Origin of the sequence: Pseudomarimonas arenosa (assembly GCF_014841215.1) — a bacterium.
Taxonomy (GTDB): Bacteria; Pseudomonadota; Gammaproteobacteria; order Xanthomonadales; family Xanthomonadaceae; genus Pseudomarimonas; species Pseudomarimonas arenosa.
In genome coordinates this window covers 25,976-42,572 of the sequence record NZ_JACYTR010000028.1, presented here as the reverse complement: position 1 = coordinate 42,572, position 16,597 = coordinate 25,976, and the positions used below count along the sequence as shown (strand labels likewise).

Sequence of the window (16,597 nt, the reverse complement as noted above, 5' to 3'; positions counted from 1 at the left end):
CACATCGGAGAGTCTCATGTTGGAAGCCTACCGCCACCACGCAGCCGAGCGCGCCGCGCTTGGAATTCCGCCGCTGCCCTTGACCGCGCAGCAGACGGCCGATGTGATCGAACTGCTGAAGAACCCGCCGGCGGGTGAAGGTGCCGATTCTGAGCGTGATTTCCTGGTCGATCTGATCAGCAATCGCGTGCCGGCCGGCGTCGATGATGCCGCCAAGGTCAAGGCCTCGTATCTGGCTGCGGTCGCCTTTGGCAACGAGAAGTGCTCGCTGATTTCGCCGAAGCGCGCGACCGAGCTGCTCGGCACCATGCTGGGTGGCTACAACATTCATCCCCTGGTGGAACTGCTGGATAATGCCGAGCTCGGCGCCATTGCTGGCGAGGCCCTCAAGCACACGCTGCTGATGTTCGATGCCTTCCACGACGTGGAAGAGAAAGCCAAGGCCGGCAATGCCCACGCCAAGGCGGTGCTGCAAAGCTGGGCTGACGCCGAGTGGTTTACCAGCCGCCCCGAAGTGCCGGAGAGCCTGACCATCACCGTGTTCAAGGTGCCGGGTGAGACCAACACCGACGACCTGTCGCCGGCGCCGGATGCCACCACCCGTCCTGACATCCCTCTGCATGGTTTGGCCATGTTGAAGAACAAGCGCGATGGCGCCCCATTCGAGCCGGAAGAAGACGGCAAGCGCGGGCCGATCCAGCTGATTCAGGATCTGAAAGCCAAGGGCCACTTGGTCGCCTATGTTGGCGATGTGGTCGGTACCGGCTCATCGCGCAAGTCAGCCACCAACTCGGTGCTGTGGTGGACCGGCGAAGACATTCCCTACATTCCGAACAAGCGCTTTGGTGGCGTGTGTCTTGGCAGCAAGATCGCGCCGATTTTCTACAACACGATGGAAGACGCCGGCGCATTGCCGATTGAACTCGATGTGTCGCAGATGAACCTCGGCGATGTGGTCGAGCTGCGCCCGTACGACGGCAAGGCACTGAAAGACGGCAAGGTCATCGCCGAGTTCCAGGTCAAGTCCGAAGTGTTGTTCGACGAAGTGCGTGCCGGCGGCCGCATTCCGCTGATCATCGGTCGCGGTCTGACCGCCAAGGCGCGCGAATCGCTGGGTCTGCCGCCGTCCAAGCTGTTCCGCCTGCCGCAGGAAGTTGCCGACACCGGCAAGGGCTTTACCCTGGCGCAGAAGATGGTTGGCCGCGCCTGTGGCCTGCCAGCCGGCCAGGGCGTGCGCCCCGGCACCTATTGCGAGCCGCGCATGACCTCGGTCGGCTCACAGGACACCACTGGCCCGATGACCCGAGACGAGCTGAAGGATCTGGCCTGTCTTGGTTTCAGCGCCGATCTGGTGATGCAGAGCTTCTGTCATACCGCCGCCTATCCGAAGCCGGTCGACGTAGTCACCCATCACGAACTGCCGGACTTCATCGCCACCCGTGGCGGTATTTCGCTGCGCCCGGGCGACGGCATCATCCACAGCTGGTTGAACCGCATGTTATTGCCGGATACGGTCGGTACCGGCGGCGACAGCCACACCCGCTTCCCCATCGGCATTTCCTTCCCGGCCGGTTCCGGCCTGGTGGCCTTTGCCGCCGCCACCGGCGTGATGCCGCTGGATATGCCGGAATCGGTACTGGTGCGTTTCACCGGCAAGCTGCAACCGGGCGTCACCCTGCGTGATCTGGTCCACGCCATTCCGCTGTATGCCATCAAGGCCGGTCTGCTGACGGTGGAAAAGAAAGGCAAGAAGAACATCTTCTCCGGTCGCATTCTGGAGATCGAAGGCTTGCCGGATCTGAAGATCGAGCAGGCCTTCGAACTCGCTGACGCTTCGGCCGAGCGCTCCGCTGCCGGTTGCACCGTCAAGCTCGACAAGGCGCCGATCATCGAATACCTCAACAGCAATATCACCTTGTTGAAATGGATGATTGCCGAGGGCTACAAGGATGCCCGCTCGCTGTCGCGTCGCATCAAGAAGATGGAAGAGTGGCTGGCCAACCCGCAGCTGATGGAAGGCGATGCCGATGCCGAGTACGCCGCGGTGATCGAGATCAACATGGACGAGATCATCGAGCCGATCGTTTGTTGCCCGAACGATCCGGACGATGCGAAAACGCTGTCCGACGTGGCCGGCGCCAAGATCGACGAGGTGTTCATCGGTTCGTGCATGACCAATATTGGCCACTTCCGTGCCGCAGCCAAGCTGCTGGAAGGCAAGCGTGATATTCCGACCCGTTTGTGGGTGGCCCCGCCAACCAAGATGGATGCCGCCGAACTGACCAAGGAAGGCCACTACGGCACCTTTGGCACTGCCGGTGCGCGCATGGAGATGCCAGGCTGCTCGCTGTGCATGGGCAATCAGGCGCAGATTCGGGAAGGCGCCACCGCGATGTCGACCTCAACACGTAATTTCCCCAACCGTCTGGGACGCAACACCAATGTGTATCTCGGTTCGGCTGAGCTGTCGGCGATCTGCTCGCGCCTGGGCCGCATTCCGACCCGCGAGGAGTACATGGCCGATATCGGTGTGATCAACCAGAACGGCGACAAGATTTACCGCTACATGAACTTTGATCAGATTCAGGATTACAAAGATGTAGCGGATGGCGTAGCGGCGTAGTCGAGCTCTTAACGCTTAAATCCCTCCCTCAGGCTGCGCAGCAGCCGAGGGGCAGGGAAGAACGGTGAACTCGATAACCAGCTCCCTCCCTTGCGCTGCGTAGCAACGGAGGGGAGGTTGGGGTGGGGTCGAGGGGTGAGGAGTTTCGTGTGCGGGTCGAGCCCCTCCCGGCTTCCTCCGCCGCTTGCGCAGCGCAAGGGGAAGGGTGTAGCGCGACGACGCGCATGACTCCCGGTTTCCCCCAGCGTCCTGAATGTTGTGCCTCAAGGCTCGATCTATCCTAGACGCACCCTGAGCTTGCCGAAGGGTGCCGAAAAGTGCGAGGTCGCTCACGAGCTAGCGTCGACCAGTGCCACCGACCGCACGGTCGTCCCCAGTGTGCGTTTTGCCTAACTCGCCAAGTCATTGTTTCGCTCTTGTCTCACCGCCAAGATTTCGCGAATAGGCCATTTAACGGCCAAACGAAGTCTGCTAAAACTATGTGAGACCCGGTGAATCACCGGGGCAGGAGGCCGGCGATGTTCAAGAGGCTGCTAGTGGCCTTGTGCGTGCTTTGTGTGTCTCGAGCGAACGCTGAAACCCTGCTGACCCACGTGACGGTACAGCCGAGCTTGATTGCTGATCGTGCCAGTTCTGAGGCCGGTAGCGATTCGAAGCGAGCGGCTCACAGGTTGAGCGACGTGCGTGTAGCGCGCGCGCAAGTGGCGTCAGCTTCCCCAAGCGGTCAGAGGCCATCACCGCTTCAACATCAAGAGTGAAGGTGAGACCCATGAGCAGGTGGTGGATTGCTTTCGGATTGTTTTCCTTGGCGCTCTGCCAGCCTGCTTGGGCCGAGAGCTGCAAGTCCATACTGGGTAACAATCCGGCAGCACCGTCGGGCGTTTACAGCATCGATCCCGACGATGAGGGTCCATTGGGCAGCGTTGATGTTGTCTGCGACATGGTCAGAGACGGTGGCGGTTGGACCTTTGGACTGAAGACCTGGTATCAGTCCGGACTTCATTCTCTGACGGGTTCCGCGGGGACAACGGCCGATGCACTCACGCTCAAGGGCAATCCGTACAAGCTGTCTGACGATGTTATTCGCGCCATCATTGGATTGAGCGAGAACTTCGACGTGTTGGCAGATCAGGCGGGTTACAACAGTGCCTACTCGACCGGAAATCACGAGTACGTGGTGTTGCGAAACTTCACTGGCACGTGGACGTTCGGCGCGCAGATGCCTGTGTCGTCGACAGCGACGACCATGAACTCCTATCGCGCGTCTGACAATACATTGGCTTGGACCGGTGCTCTTTCATGCGGCGGCAGAGGTGGGCCAGGCATTAACTGTTACGACGTGGTCTCAAACAACCCGATGGGAGGGTCTGGATGCGCGATCAACATGGGGACGAGTTCGAATAGCGGCTGGCACCACTTCTACATGGCTGAGACGAACTCAGACAGTTACCTGTACATCTGCAATGGCGCGCAGCATTCCAGTGGCTACAACATGAATCACCGCTTCTGGTTTCGGGAGACAGCAAAGTCGAACCAATCGGCGCTGAGCGTGAGCTCCGATCCATCTGCCATCATGTTCGGAAGCACCAGCACGTTGAGCACCAGTGGCGGTTCAGGCACTGGCGCTGTTAGCTTTGCCATCACCGCCGGCAGCGAGTTCTGCGAGGTTTCCTCCACGACCGTGACCGGCATCGGCGTGGGAAGCTGCACGGTGACGGCGACCAAGGCGGGGGATGGCATGTTCAACCCCGCCAGCGCGACGGTTGACATCACGGTAAGTCGCGCAGAGCAGGCTGACTTGGCAGCGGTAGCGAGCCCCTTGAACATTGTCTTTGGCGCCACCAGTACGCTGAGCACCACCGGCGGCTCGGGATCCGGTGCGGTGGGCTTTGCCGTCACCGCGGGCAGCGATTTCTGCGATGTTTCTGACACAACGTTGACCGGTATCGGAGTTGGTACTTGCACCGTGACCGCGACCAAGGCGGGAGACGACTACTACAACGTCGCTACCGCTGAAGTGAACGTGACGGTAGATAGGGCGAACCAGGCTGCCCTGACCGCAATGGCGAGTCCATCGACCATCGGCTTTGGTGGCAGTAGCACGCTTGGCAGCAGCGGCGGCTCGGGTACAGGTGCCGTCAGCTTCGCCATCAGCAGTGGCGGAACGTTCTGTTCAATCAGCGAAAACATCCTGAGCGGCATTGGCGTTGGCACCTGCACGGTAACGGCCACCAAGGCAGCCGACAGCAACTTCGCAGCAGCGACAGCGAGCGTGGATGTGGTTGTCGACAAGGCCAGCCAGGCGACGCTTACGGCTTCCGCAACGCCGGCCAGCATCAAGATTGGCGAAGACAGCGAGCTGAGCACCTCGGGTGGGTCAGGAAGCGGTGCGGTGACCTTTGCTGTGACGGCCGGCAGCACATTCTGTTCAATCTCCGACACTACACTGTCCGGTACTGACGTCGGCACTTGCACGGTGACTGCTAGCAAGGCCGCCGATGACAACTACCTCGCAGCAACGGCCACCGTTGACGTAACAGTGGAAAACGCAGCGCCTACGCTGTCGCTAACGCCGACCTTGTTCCTGCTCGAAGATCTTGGCAGCGGGCTGGTCTTTACCGTCGGCGATGATCAAACGCCGGCGGCTGATCTTGTGGTTAGTTTGGCCAGCGATAATCAGACCCTGCTTGCTGATGCGAACTTGGCGACTAATCTGACCGTCGACGATGCCAACCGAATACTCGATCTGCAGCTGGAGCCAGATGCCAACGGCGTGGCGGTGATCACCGTCCGGGTGACCGATGGCGCGAGCGCGTTCACCGAGGGGCAATCGACAGTTACCGTGGGCGCGGTCAATGACGCGCCGAGCGCGGCATTTGCCGGCAATGAGGTCTGGCCGGCGGGGGAATCGGGTGCGAAGGCAGTAACGGACTTCGCCAGCCTGTTCAATCCCGGCCCGGGCAATGAGAGCGACCAGACGGTCAGCATCGAGCTCGCAACGGAATCGGACCCGAGCGGCGTGCTGAGCGGCATCAGCATTGATGGAAGCGGCACGTTGAGCTACACGCTGACCGGGAACAGCGGTGCCGCACGCATCCGCCTGCAGGCGGTGGATGACGGCGGCACGGCCAACGGCGGCGTCGATCGTGGCCAGGCCGTCACTCGTCGAATCATCGTCGGCGACGGCGTCGATGTGACGGTGTCGATCTGGCGCGGCGCGCCGGTTGGCAAGCTGGGCGAGGCGATGGTCAAGGGCAGCACGCTCGCCGAATACAGTGTCGAGGTGCGCAACAACAGCGCCCAGGATGCCAACGGCCTGCGTCTACGCGTATCGCCGATCATTGGATTGACCAATGTGCTGTGGAACTGCGTGATCAGCAGCTGCACACCGCCCAATGGCAGTGGCGAGATTGATACCCAGGTCGATCTTCAGGCCGGCGGCGTGCTGCTGCTCGGCCTCAGCGGCAGCGTGGATATCAATGTGCCGTTTGTCGAGATCAGTGCCCAGGCGACGCTGCCGCAGGGCGCCGTGGTGCTGCTCAGCGATGACGATCGGCGCGTGCTGATCGAATCCACCGGGGGGAACGGAGTGTATAAGAGCGGGTTTGAGTAGGCTGGCGATCGTCCATCACCCATTGCCCCTGTCCCCAATCCACGGCGGGGCGGCTCGTCGCTGCGCTGTTCGAAAGCTCGATTCACCCGCAAGGGTAGAGACCGATGCGTAGGGGCCAGTAGGGTGCCGCATCGGCCGCGCACGCTTCGACAATCGGAGTCGGCGTTGGGTCCACTGTTCCGGGCGGGCATCGAGTGCGGCAGCGGCACGGACGGGCTCTGGACGCCACAATACGGTCACATACCGCCGCAGCCTGCGTCCGAAATTGCGTCCAAAACTGGCGTCGGCCGAGGTCTGCGTGCAGAATCCGCCGCGATTCTTGTTGTGCTCTTATTCGTGAGGTCTGCTGTGAACCGTATTCGCTTTTCGCTCTCCGGGCTGCTGATGTTGCTCGGCCTGATGTCTGGAACGGCCCAGGCCGGTGCGCCGGACCTGGACCTGTTTATCCGCACCGATGTATTCCGCAGTATCACCTTGTCGCCGACCGGCGAGTATCTGGCTGCCACGGTGCCAACCGGCGACAAGACCGGATTGGTGATCCTGCGCCGCTCGAACAATGAGCGTCTGGCGTTCGTCGGGCTGGGTGCCAATTCCCACGTGCGCGATTTCTGGTGGGTGAATGACGAGCGCGTGGTGTACAACGTGGAAGAGCGCGCGGGCGCCTTGGCCGAGCCGATGCCGACCGGTGAGTTGTTCTCGGTCGATGCCAACGGCGGCAAGAGTGAGATCCTGGTCGGCTACCGCGTGCAGCAGGAACTGGGCACCCACATCCGCGGCAAGAAGGCCGAGGCGGTATTCGCCACCTTGATCGACGATCTGCCGGAGGACGACAAGCATGTGCTCATCGCCGTCACGCCCTTCAGTGCCGATGAGCCCTACACGCGAGCGGAAAAGCTGAACGTCTATAACGGCCGTCGCACTGTCGTGGGGCGGGTGCCGGTGCGTCGCGCCAGTTTTGTCTCGGACCACCAGGGCGTGATTCGACTGGGCGTGGGTGCGGGCGCCGACAACGTGCTGAAGCTTTACTATCGCGACGGAGCCAATGCGGAATGGCGCCTGCTCAATGACGAAGCAGAGAGCGGCGTACGCGTGATTCCATTGGGCTTCATGGCCGACGGAGAGACCGTGCTGCTGCAGTCGGAGAAACTCAGCGGGCCCGATGCACTGGTCACCTTCGACCCGAAGACCAATGCCTATGTTGAGCTGTTGCGCGATGAACAGGTTGATCCGCTGAGCCTGATCTACGATGGGCACAGCAGCCAGGCGCCGGTCGGCGTGTTCTACCTCGATGCGCCGCCACGTGCCGTTTTCTTCGACGAGAAGAGTGCTGTGGCGCGCCAGTACCGGATGCTGGAGGCGGCCTTTCCCGGGCATTTCACCCGCATGCGCTCGAAAACCAAGGACGGCAAGTTGGCCCTGGTGGAGGTGTCCAGCGCCAGCAATCCGGGCGACTTCTACATGTTCGATCTCGAAGCCAAGCAGGCCGAGCACTTGCTGACTCGTCGCTCCTGGTTCGACCCGGCGCAGATGCATGAAATGAAGCCGATCAAGTTCAAGGCGCGTGACGGTTTGACCATCCATGGCTATCTCACTGTACCGCGCGGCAGCAATGGAAAATCCCTGCCCTTGATCGTGCACCCGCACGGCGGCCCGTTCGAGATTTTCGACGTGTGGGGCTTTAACGACGAGGTGCAGCTGCTGGCCAGTGCCGGTTATGCGGTGCTGCAGGTCAATTTTCGCGGCTCAGGCAACTACGGTCGTGAATTCACCAAGATTGCCACCCACCAATGGGGCGGCACCATGCAGGATGATCTGACCGACGCCACGCGCTGGGCGATCGAGCAGGGCGTGGCCGATGCTGGGCGCATCTGCCTCTACGGCGCGAGCTATGGTGGCTATGCCTCGCTGATGGGCGTGGCCAAAGAGCCCGATCTGTATCGCTGCGCGGTGGGCCATGTAGGTGTCTATGATCTGGTCGAGCTGAGCAAGTACGAGAACAACAACAGCCGCTCGAAGGCCACCTTTGTTCGAGAATGGATCGGCGAGGGCGAGACACTGGAGCGCGGTTCGGTCACGAGCGTGGCGGCCAATATCCGCGTGCCGGTCCTGCTGGTGGCGGGCGGAGAGGACAAGATCGCACCGCAGAAGCAAACCGAGCTGATGGAAAAGGCGCTTCGCGGGGCCGGCGTGTCGGTCGAAACGCTGTACGTGAAGAACGAAGGGCACGGTTTCTACCTGCCGGAAAATCGCAGGCAGTTTTACACCCAACTGCTGCAGTTCCTGGCTAAGAATCTTGCCGCTCCGGCTGCTGAAACTGCCGGATCCAGATAGGCTCAGATTCGCGCAAGCGCGCTGTGAGCCCTGCAACAAGAAACCCGGCAAGCGCCGGGTTTCTTGTTTGCATCAGGCAGATCAGCCTTCGACGCTGAACCTGCTCGCTTCGCGGAGGTGCCGGGCGGCTTCCTTGCCGTACCAGCGACCCTCGACCAGCTCCAGGTCGTGCTCGAACGACACCGGGGCATCGAACAACACGATGGTGGTGCGCACGCGGGCCGATTCGCCGTGCATCTCCAGCACATCGACGGTCAACGAATCGGCGATCTGATCCAGATCCAGCCCGTACAGGCGAGTCGCTTGCTTGGCGGCAGCCAGCATGGTGCTGGCGCGATCCAGGGCAGCCTCCAGCGGCAGTCCACGAATCTCGTCGAGATTGTCCAGGCGCGCGCGGCGTGCAGCTTCGGTGATCAAGCCCAGTGCCTGGCGCATGGTGGTGCTATCCAGAAAATCGGTGCGATTGGCCCAGTCCTGAATGCCGGGGATGGCGTTCTGCAGAGCTTGGCGTTGCTCGTCTGTGAGCTCGCTTTCGGGCGAGGTGGCCGCCAATTGCAGGGCCCCCATGCCCATCATCAGTGCCCCGGGCGCCTGCGGCCGCGCCTCTTCCAGCTTCGGCTCGATCTCGACCATCAACTGCTCGACCGCATCAGGTGCCGTCAAGCGGCTGATCTTCTCGGCGTACTGGGCACGATCCCGCTCGCTCAAGGGATGCAGCTTCTGCAGCTCGTAGGCGGCCACCAGTTGATCCCAGCGCGATTCCGGCACCACGGCGCGGGCCAGGGCGGGCACATTGCCGGTACGGAACAAGCGCGCCCAGTCCTGAATCTGCCGCGCCGGGTCCGGTGCGTTGGTCGACGCGCTGTAGGCGGACGCTGCTTGCGTGGGCTCGGCCCAAAAAGGACTGCTGGCGGCCAGGGCGCCCGCCGCAACCAAGGCTATGGACAACAGTTTCTGTTTCATTGGATCACTCCGTCTGGGTGTGGATGTAGTGTTATACATACCTACAACACCAGATAGTGACCAAAGTCATGCTTGCGCCGAAGCGAGTGGTGGCCGAATCCGGCTGCTTGAAATGCCGCCAATGGCGCCGGCACCCGGTTGGGTCGACTACCGTCGCGCCGAACCGAAGGCGGCCGACAGGACTTCAGCCCCGAGCAACAACCTTGTCCGCCGCGGCCGGCAGCACTTCGGCCAGCAACTGCCTTTGCTTGCCGCTACTTAACATCAGCGTTCGAAGTCGACGTTGTTCGGCATCACTCAGCGGCTGCAAGGTGACGAACTCTGCGCCGACACAACGCGCAATCGGTACGCCGTTGCGGTAGCAGATGCGGGCGTCGGACTGCTGCGGCAGACGCTCGCCGGCCAGCACCGAACCCACCAGGTTGAGTGGGTCGGCCGCACTTAGCACCAGCTCGCGTTGGTCATCGGGCTGATGGCGCAGCTTGCGCAGAGCGGTCAAGGCTTCGGGCAGTGCGAACTGCTCGCCGGAAAGCCCAGCGATGAAGCGTCCGCCGCGAATTTCGCCGCGCGCCTCCAGACGTTGAAACACCCGCAACAGCTCGCGCCAGGGTGGCAGCCAGGCCGGTTCGCGCTCCAGCATGCGCCAAGCGATGACGCCGTATCGACGCAGCAGACAACGCGCGACATGTTCCACCAGCTCAGCCCGCGCCGGTGCTTCGGCTGGCACAACGGGCAGCAATGACCAGCGCCCGGCGCTGTCCAGGCTCGACCACATGGCGACCGGGCGCCGGCCGGATCGGCGTCCCGCGCGTTGCCCAGCCGTGCTGCGCTTGGATGCAGGCTGCAGCAGGGCGCGCAGGCCGGCGAAGCTGTCGCAGACCACCCGGCCGGTGGCCACCAGTTCGCCCAGCGCGTCTTCCAGTTCCACTCGCAGCAAGCCGCTGGCCTGTTCCAGCTCGTCAAAGAACAGCGCGCCGCGGCTTTCGAGCAAGTTCACCAATCGTTGTGCGCGTGAGGACAACGGGCGCGACTGCGCTGCCGTACCGACCAGGGCGCGCCACCAGGCCAGATGGCGGCGCGGCAGCAACACCAGCGGGGTGTTGTGCACCGGGCCGGCTGCGGGCGTGTTGCCCTGATTGCCGCGCAGGCGATTCCATATCAGGCGGCCGGACAGGCATAGCTCATCCAGCCAGGCGATGTCGTAGTCGGCAATGCGCGAGGGCAGCAGTTCGCTTTCCCAGATCGAGGCCGGTGCCTCATAACCTTCGAGTTGCGCGAGCACGGCGGGCAGGGCATCCGGACCTTTCAATCGGCTTTCGCCCTCAAGGTGCTGCCAACGCAGCGCAAAGCGCAAATAGTCACGTGGTTCCACCGGCTCGATTTCGCGGCGCAGCTGGCCGAGGGTGTAGCGGTGGATGCGGGCCAGTAGGTGCCGCTCGCACCACTGATCTGCCGAGGCATCGGAACTGAAACGGCCGCGCATCACATAGCCCTCGCCCTGCAAGGCGAGCAGGGCGACCTCGACGGCCGTGGCGGCGATCGGCAGGCCTGCGCAAAGGGTCGTGGAGGTCTGCGGGCCGAGCCCACTCAGGCGGCCGCGCAGTAATTCAATCAGAGCGGATTCGGCGCTCCACTCGATGCTTGCCAATTCGTCTGGCACCTTGAGACGCGGCTCAGCCTTGGCTGCCGGAAACAGCGCCAGCATCGGCGGCAGGCGTTCGACTGCCAACCAAACAATGTGTTGGGAATCGATCTGCAGCCGACAGGCCCGGCCTTGCGCTTGCAAGGGCGCCAGCCACGGCGCCCAGTTGGCTGCCAACTCCTGCTCGGTGAACCAGCCCAGGCCGAGCAAGGCCTCGTGCAGCTCTTCGGCATCACGCACTTCCGGCCAGGCCTGTTGGCGCACACTGTCGATCGCCTCAGCAGATAGGTTGCCGATCTGTTCGAGCTCGGCCGGATCGCGCCAACGCCGGCTCTGCACTGCCTGGGTTCGGCGCTCTTCCAGCGGCGCATCGTCAAGAAAGGCGTAGGGCCGGGCATTGAGGATTTCCGCTGCCAGCGGCGAGGGCGCAGTCAGCTCGCGGGCGACCACCTCGATGCTGCCGTTTTCGATTCGCTGCAACAGCGCGATCAAGCCATCGAGATCCATCGCCTCATGCAGACAGTCATGCAGGGTTTGCCGCACTAAAGGATGATCAGGAATCTGCCGCTCACCGACGATGTTTTCCAGACAGGCCACCTGATCGGGGAATACGCTGGCCAGCAAGTCTTCCGAGCGCATCCGCTGCAGCTGCGGCGCCACTCGCTTGCCACCGACAAAGCGTGGCAGGGCCAGGGCCGAGGTGGCATTCCAACGCCATCGCAGGCCGAACATCGGTGCATCGAGCAGGGCCTGGGTCAGTACGTCAGCCACGCTATTCGAATGCAGATAACGACTGACTTCGATCAAGGGAAAGCTATGACTGGTCGATAGCGAGAGCACGATGGCATCTTCACTGGCCGCGGCCTGCAACTCGAAGTTGAACTGGCGACAAAAGCGTTTGCGCAGCGCCAGCCCCCAGGCGCGATTGATCCGGCTGCCGAACGGCGAATGGATCACCAACTGGGTGCCACCGGATTCATCGAAGAAGCGCTCGATCACTACCCGCTGTTGAGTCGGCAAGCCTCCCAGCGCCATGCCAGCGACCTGCAGATAGTCGTCAAGTTGCTGCCACGCCGCCTCGTCCGGCGGCAGGCGCTGGCTAAGGGCTGCCTTATCGTCAGCAGAACTCCAGGTTTCGCGCAGTCGCGACACCGCCAGCGACAGCGCATCGCTGCGACCTGGCGCTTCACCGAGCCAGAACGGCACGTTTGGCGGCTGGCCTTGTGCATCTTCGACCCGGATGCGGCCTTGCTCGACGCGCAAGATGCGATAACTGTGATTGCCGAGCTGAAACACATCGCCGGCCAGGCTCTCGACGGCAAAATCCTCATGCACACTGCCGATCAACTGAGCCTGTGGTTCCAGCATCACCTGGTAATCGGCGGTATCCGGAATGGCGCCGCCGGAGGTGAGCGCGGTCAGCCTTGCCCCGCGGCGCGCGCGTAGTCGTTGATTCACCGTGTCGCGATGCAGGTACGCCGCGCGCAGCCCGCGTTGCGTGCTGTAGCCTTCGGCCAGCATGCGCAGGCTGGCGCGGAAAGCCTCGTGGCTGAGTTCGGCGTACGGATAGGCGCCACGCACCAACTCGTAGAGCGCCGCCTCGTCCCAGTCCTGACTGGCGACCTCGGCGACCATCTGCTGTGCCAATACGTCGAGTGCTTCGCGCTCGATGCAAAGGGTATCCAGCTCGCCGCGTTGCACCGCATCGAGCAGGGCGACGCACTCCACCAATTCGTCGCGCGATAGCGGAAACAATCGGCCCTTCGGAGTGCCATCCACCGCATGACCGGCGCGGCCGACGCGCTGCAGAAAGCTCGAAATCGAGCGCGGCGAGCCGATCTGACAGACCAGCTCGACATGGCCGATGTCGATACCGAGCTCCAGCGAAGCCGTCGCCACCAGCACCTTGAGCTCGCCGCGCTTGAGCCGTTGCTCTGCATCCAGGCGCAGCTCGCGCGCCAGACTGCCATGATGTGCGGCCACCGCGTCTTTGCCCAGCAATTCACCGAGGTGGCGACTGGCTCGTTCAGCTAAACGACGTGTGTTGACGAAAACCAAGGTGGTTCGATGTGCACTGACCAGGTCAGCGATGCGCCGATACAGCTGCTCCCAGACCTCATTCGACATCACCGCGGTCAAGGGCGCATCAGGCAGCACCAGGGCCAGATCGCGCGCACGTTGATGACCGACGTCAACGATGGCGCAATCCGGGACGCCTTGCGGGTCGATCGCCGCGCTGCCGACCAGGAAACGTGCCACTTCTTCGATCGGCTTCTGCGTGGCCGACAGCCCGATTCGTTGCAAACCGCGCCCGCACAGGGCTTCCAGTCGCTGCAAGCTCAGCGCCAGGTGGCAGCCGCGCTTGTTGGGTGCCAGGGCGTGGATCTCATCGACAATCACGCTGCGCGTACTGGCCAGCATGCGCCGGCCCGATTCTGACCCCAGCAGGATGTACAGCGATTCCGGTGTGGTGACCACGATATGCGGCGGCGACTTGCGCATCGCCGTGCGCTCGGCCTGCGGCGTATCGCCGGTGCGCACCATGCTGCGCAGCTGCACCGCGGGCAGTCCAAGTGAAGCAAGGTGTTCAGTGATGCCCTGCAGCGGTTGTTCCAGATTAAGCTGGATATCGTTGGACAGCGCTTTCAGTGGCGATACATACACCACCTGGGTAGCCTCATCGAGCTCCCCGCTCACCGCCTGCTGCAGCAATTGGTCGATCGCGGTGAGAAAGGCGGCCAAAGTCTTACCCGAGCCAGTTGGCGCTGCCACCAGTACATGCCGCCCGCTGCGTACCGCCTCCCAAGCAGCGACTTGGGCCGCGGTGGGCGCCGCAAAGCGTTGGCGGAACCAGGCCGCCGTTGCCGGATGGAAATGCTGCCAGGGCATTCGGGGATTATCCGCTGATTGGTGGGGGATGGCGATGAGTGGACCCTTCGAGCCTGGCAACTGCCCCGAGTCTCGTTGTTCTCTCATACCTTTCAACCTTTCGGGCCGAACCTTCGGCAATGCTCAGGGCAGATCGAAGCCCGAATGGGCGCGGCAAGCCCGCCGTCCGCAGTTCGATACCTCACTGCGAACGGGGTCGAGGTGCTGAGGGATGAGCTGCTACACGACGCCAATCAGGTCCCCGTGGGAGAAGGGCTTTGGGTATTCAAACCACTCAGCCCCCTTGCACAACGTCACGTTCAGGCGTATCGTTCGCGCCCACTTCATCACGCTGGGTGCTCCCGTGCGTATTCGTCAACTCAAATCGATGGTTTCTGCGCCTCTTTAGCGCGTGCCTCCGGCGCGCGGCGAGGTTTGCCCCGCGTGCCGAATGATTCGGTTCGACGGATAGCTTTACTCCCGATCTGGGAAGGGACATGAACGACACTCAGTTGCGCCGTGTGCTACGGCGCTTGCGCAGGCTTTGGGCGCTGCGCCTGCTTAACAAATTATTCAATGACGCCAGCGGCGATAAGGATCGTTTTGGGCGGTTGCGGCCGTTCGCCGCCGAGTTGTTGCGTGGAGCGACGGATGCAATTCTGGCCGCACGCATCGCTGCCGCGCTGGCACGCGCCGAGCGCGGTGCTGGCGAGTTGGATCCGGCCCACCTGCCTCCGGTACGCGCCTTGGCGACCGCATTTGGCTTGGCCTTGGACGAAGCACGCGTGCTGGCCTTCGCCGCCATCGTGCAGGGCGACGATCTTCTGGTGGAACTTGGTGGTGTGGAGTTTCGCTACCGACCGCATTCGCCCGCTGCAGTGGCCAACTTCGCCAGTGATGCACTGGCGGTTGAGCGTCGCCGGGTGCAACGGACCTTGCTGAAACGCAGTGTGTTGTCGCGCAGTGGGCTGCTCAGAGTGGACTACGGTCGCTACAACACGGCGGCGCCGGAACGCTTTGAACTGGTCGAGGGCCTGGTCGATTATCTGGCCTTGCGCCGGGTTGATCTGGACGGTGTGCTTAGCCGGTATTTTCGCCAGATGGAGGCCGCGCGGCTCGGTATCGAGGACTACCCGCACCTCGGTACTCAGGTTGAGCGACTGCGCGACTACCTGGCTGCCAGCGCACGATGTCGTGCCAGTGGAGCCAATGTGTTGCTGTTTGGGCCGCCGGGTACCGGCAAGTCCGAACTGGCTCTGGCCGTGGCTGCGGCGGCAGGACTGTGCGCTTACTCGGTGCGCACGGCGGACGACGATGGCGACCCGATTGAGGGCTACGAACGCTTGCGCGCATTCGAACTGGCTCAGCGCGCCTTGCGTGATCGTCGCGATGCCCTGCTGGTGTTCGATGAAGTCGAAGATGTGTTTCGCAGTGCCGAACGCAGCAGCGTCGGGCGCTCGGTGTCGTTCAAGGGCTGGCTTAACGAGCGTCTTGAGCGCAACCCGGTGCCAACGCTGTGGATCTGCAACGAAGTCGAGGCATTGGAAGCCTCGCAACGGCGTCGCTTCGATCTGGTGCTGGAGGTGCCCGTGCCGGGGCGTTCAACGCGGCGTCGTTTGATCGATCGTTATCTGGGTGCGTTCCACATCGACGAGGGTGAATCCAGCGCCTGGGCCGAACACTCGGGTCTGACGCCAGCCTTGCTGGCCCGTGCTGCCCGGGTCATCGACCGGGTCGCGCCGACCTCGCCGGAGGCGGCAACCCGTGTCGCTCGTGCCTCGATCGAGGAAGTGTTGCGTCTTGAGCATGGCGCGCCACTGCCATCGCCGCGCTTGAACACGCCGTTCAATCGCGAGTACCTGAACCCGGATGCCAATCTCGATCAGGTGGTTGACTTCGTGCGCCAGAGCGGTAGCGGCCGCCTGTGCCTGTACGGCCCGCCGGGCACCGGCAAGTCGGCGTTTGCCGTGCATCTGGCCGAACAGATCGATCGGCCGGTACTGCGCAAGCGGGCCTCCGATTTGCAGAGCCCCTACATCGGAGTGACCGAACGCAATATCGCCGCGGCGTTCGACGAAGCACGACGTGAACAGTCGGTGCTGATTCTCGATGAGGCCGATAGCTTTCTGTTCCAGCGTTCGGCGGGGCAACGCAGCTGGGAAATCAGTCAGGTCAACGAACTGTTGACCCAGTTGGAAGCCTTCGAGGGCGTGTTTGTGGCATCGAGCAATCTGTTTGAGCTAATTGATCCGGCGGCCCTGCGTCGGTTCGATTTCAAACTGCGCTTTGACTATCTGCGACCAAGCCAGCGACGAGCCCTGTTCCGCGAGCAGATTCAACGCTGGCAGCTGCGCCGAGAGCTGGATGATGTGAGCTGGGAATCGCGCCTGGATCGGCTGGACCTCTTGACCCCGGGTGATTTCGCAGCCTTGGCACGTCGACTGAGAGCGATGGGTGAGCAGGCCAGCGATGCCAACTTGATGGAACTGCTGGTAGCGGAGGTGAAGATGAAGCCAGAGGGTAGGCGTAGGTCCATGGGGTTTACCTAGCATGCCGC

At 62.6% G+C, this 16,597-nt stretch carries 6 protein-coding genes; 4 read left to right on the top strand and 2 right to left on the bottom strand.

Annotated features, from left to right (window positions below):
• Positions 1 to 16: 16 nt before the first annotated feature.
• From acnB to IFO71_RS13185, 3 genes are all read left to right on the top strand, one after another.
• Complete coding sequence (acnB, locus tag IFO71_RS13195; protein ID WP_192030113.1) at positions 17 to 2,623, top strand: bifunctional aconitate hydratase 2/2-methylisocitrate dehydratase; 2,607 nt, start codon at positions 17 to 19, stop codon at positions 2,621 to 2,623.
• Between the two features lie 769 nt (positions 2,624 to 3,392).
• On the top strand, positions 3,393 to 6,236 hold the full coding sequence (locus IFO71_RS13190; RefSeq protein WP_192030112.1) for a fibrinogen-like YCDxxxxGGGW domain-containing protein: 2,844 nt from the start codon (positions 3,393 to 3,395) through the stop codon (positions 6,234 to 6,236).
• A 348-nt stretch (positions 6,237 to 6,584) separates the two neighbouring features.
• Entirely contained in the window at positions 6,585 to 8,567 is a 1,983-nt protein-coding gene (locus tag IFO71_RS13185) for a S9 family peptidase (protein WP_332309377.1), read from the top strand.
• Between the two features lie 81 nt (positions 8,568 to 8,648).
• Here the strand turns inward: IFO71_RS13185 and IFO71_RS13180 are convergent, their stop codons facing one another.
• Positions 8,649 to 9,530, bottom strand: coding sequence for a hypothetical protein (locus IFO71_RS13180; protein ID WP_192030111.1), 882 nt, complete (start codon positions 9,528 to 9,530; stop codon positions 8,649 to 8,651).
• 184 nt (positions 9,531 to 9,714) lie between these two features.
• A complete protein-coding gene (locus IFO71_RS13175; protein WP_192030110.1) occupies positions 9,715 to 14,061 on the bottom strand; it encodes a DEAD/DEAH box helicase in 4,347 nt (1,448 codons plus the stop codon).
• 476 nt (positions 14,062 to 14,537) lie between these two features.
• On the opposite strand from IFO71_RS13175, the gene IFO71_RS13170 reads away from it, so the two are divergent.
• Entirely contained in the window at positions 14,538 to 16,589 is a 2,052-nt protein-coding gene (locus IFO71_RS13170; protein WP_192030109.1) for an AAA family ATPase, read from the top strand.
• Positions 16,590 to 16,597 lie beyond the last annotated feature (8 nt).

What these genes read in the sequence shown, in the direction of transcription:
- acnB (WP_192030113.1), top strand. Translation starts at nt 17, where the DNA reads ATGTTGGAAGCCTACCGCCACCACGCAGCCGAGCGCGCCGCGCTTGGA.
- IFO71_RS13190 (WP_192030112.1), top strand. Translation starts at nt 3,393, where the DNA reads ATGAGCAGGTGGTGGATTGCTTTCGGATTGTTTTCCTTGGCGCTCTGC.
- IFO71_RS13180 (WP_192030111.1), bottom strand. Translation starts at nt 9,530, where the DNA reads ATGAAACAGAAACTGTTGTCCATAGCCTTGGTTGCGGCGGGCGCCCTG.
- IFO71_RS13175 (WP_192030110.1), bottom strand. Translation starts at nt 14,061, where the DNA reads ATGCCCTGGCAGCATTTCCATCCGGCAACGGCGGCCTGGTTCCGCCAA.
- IFO71_RS13170 (WP_192030109.1), top strand. Translation starts at nt 14,538, where the DNA reads ATGAACGACACTCAGTTGCGCCGTGTGCTACGGCGCTTGCGCAGGCTT.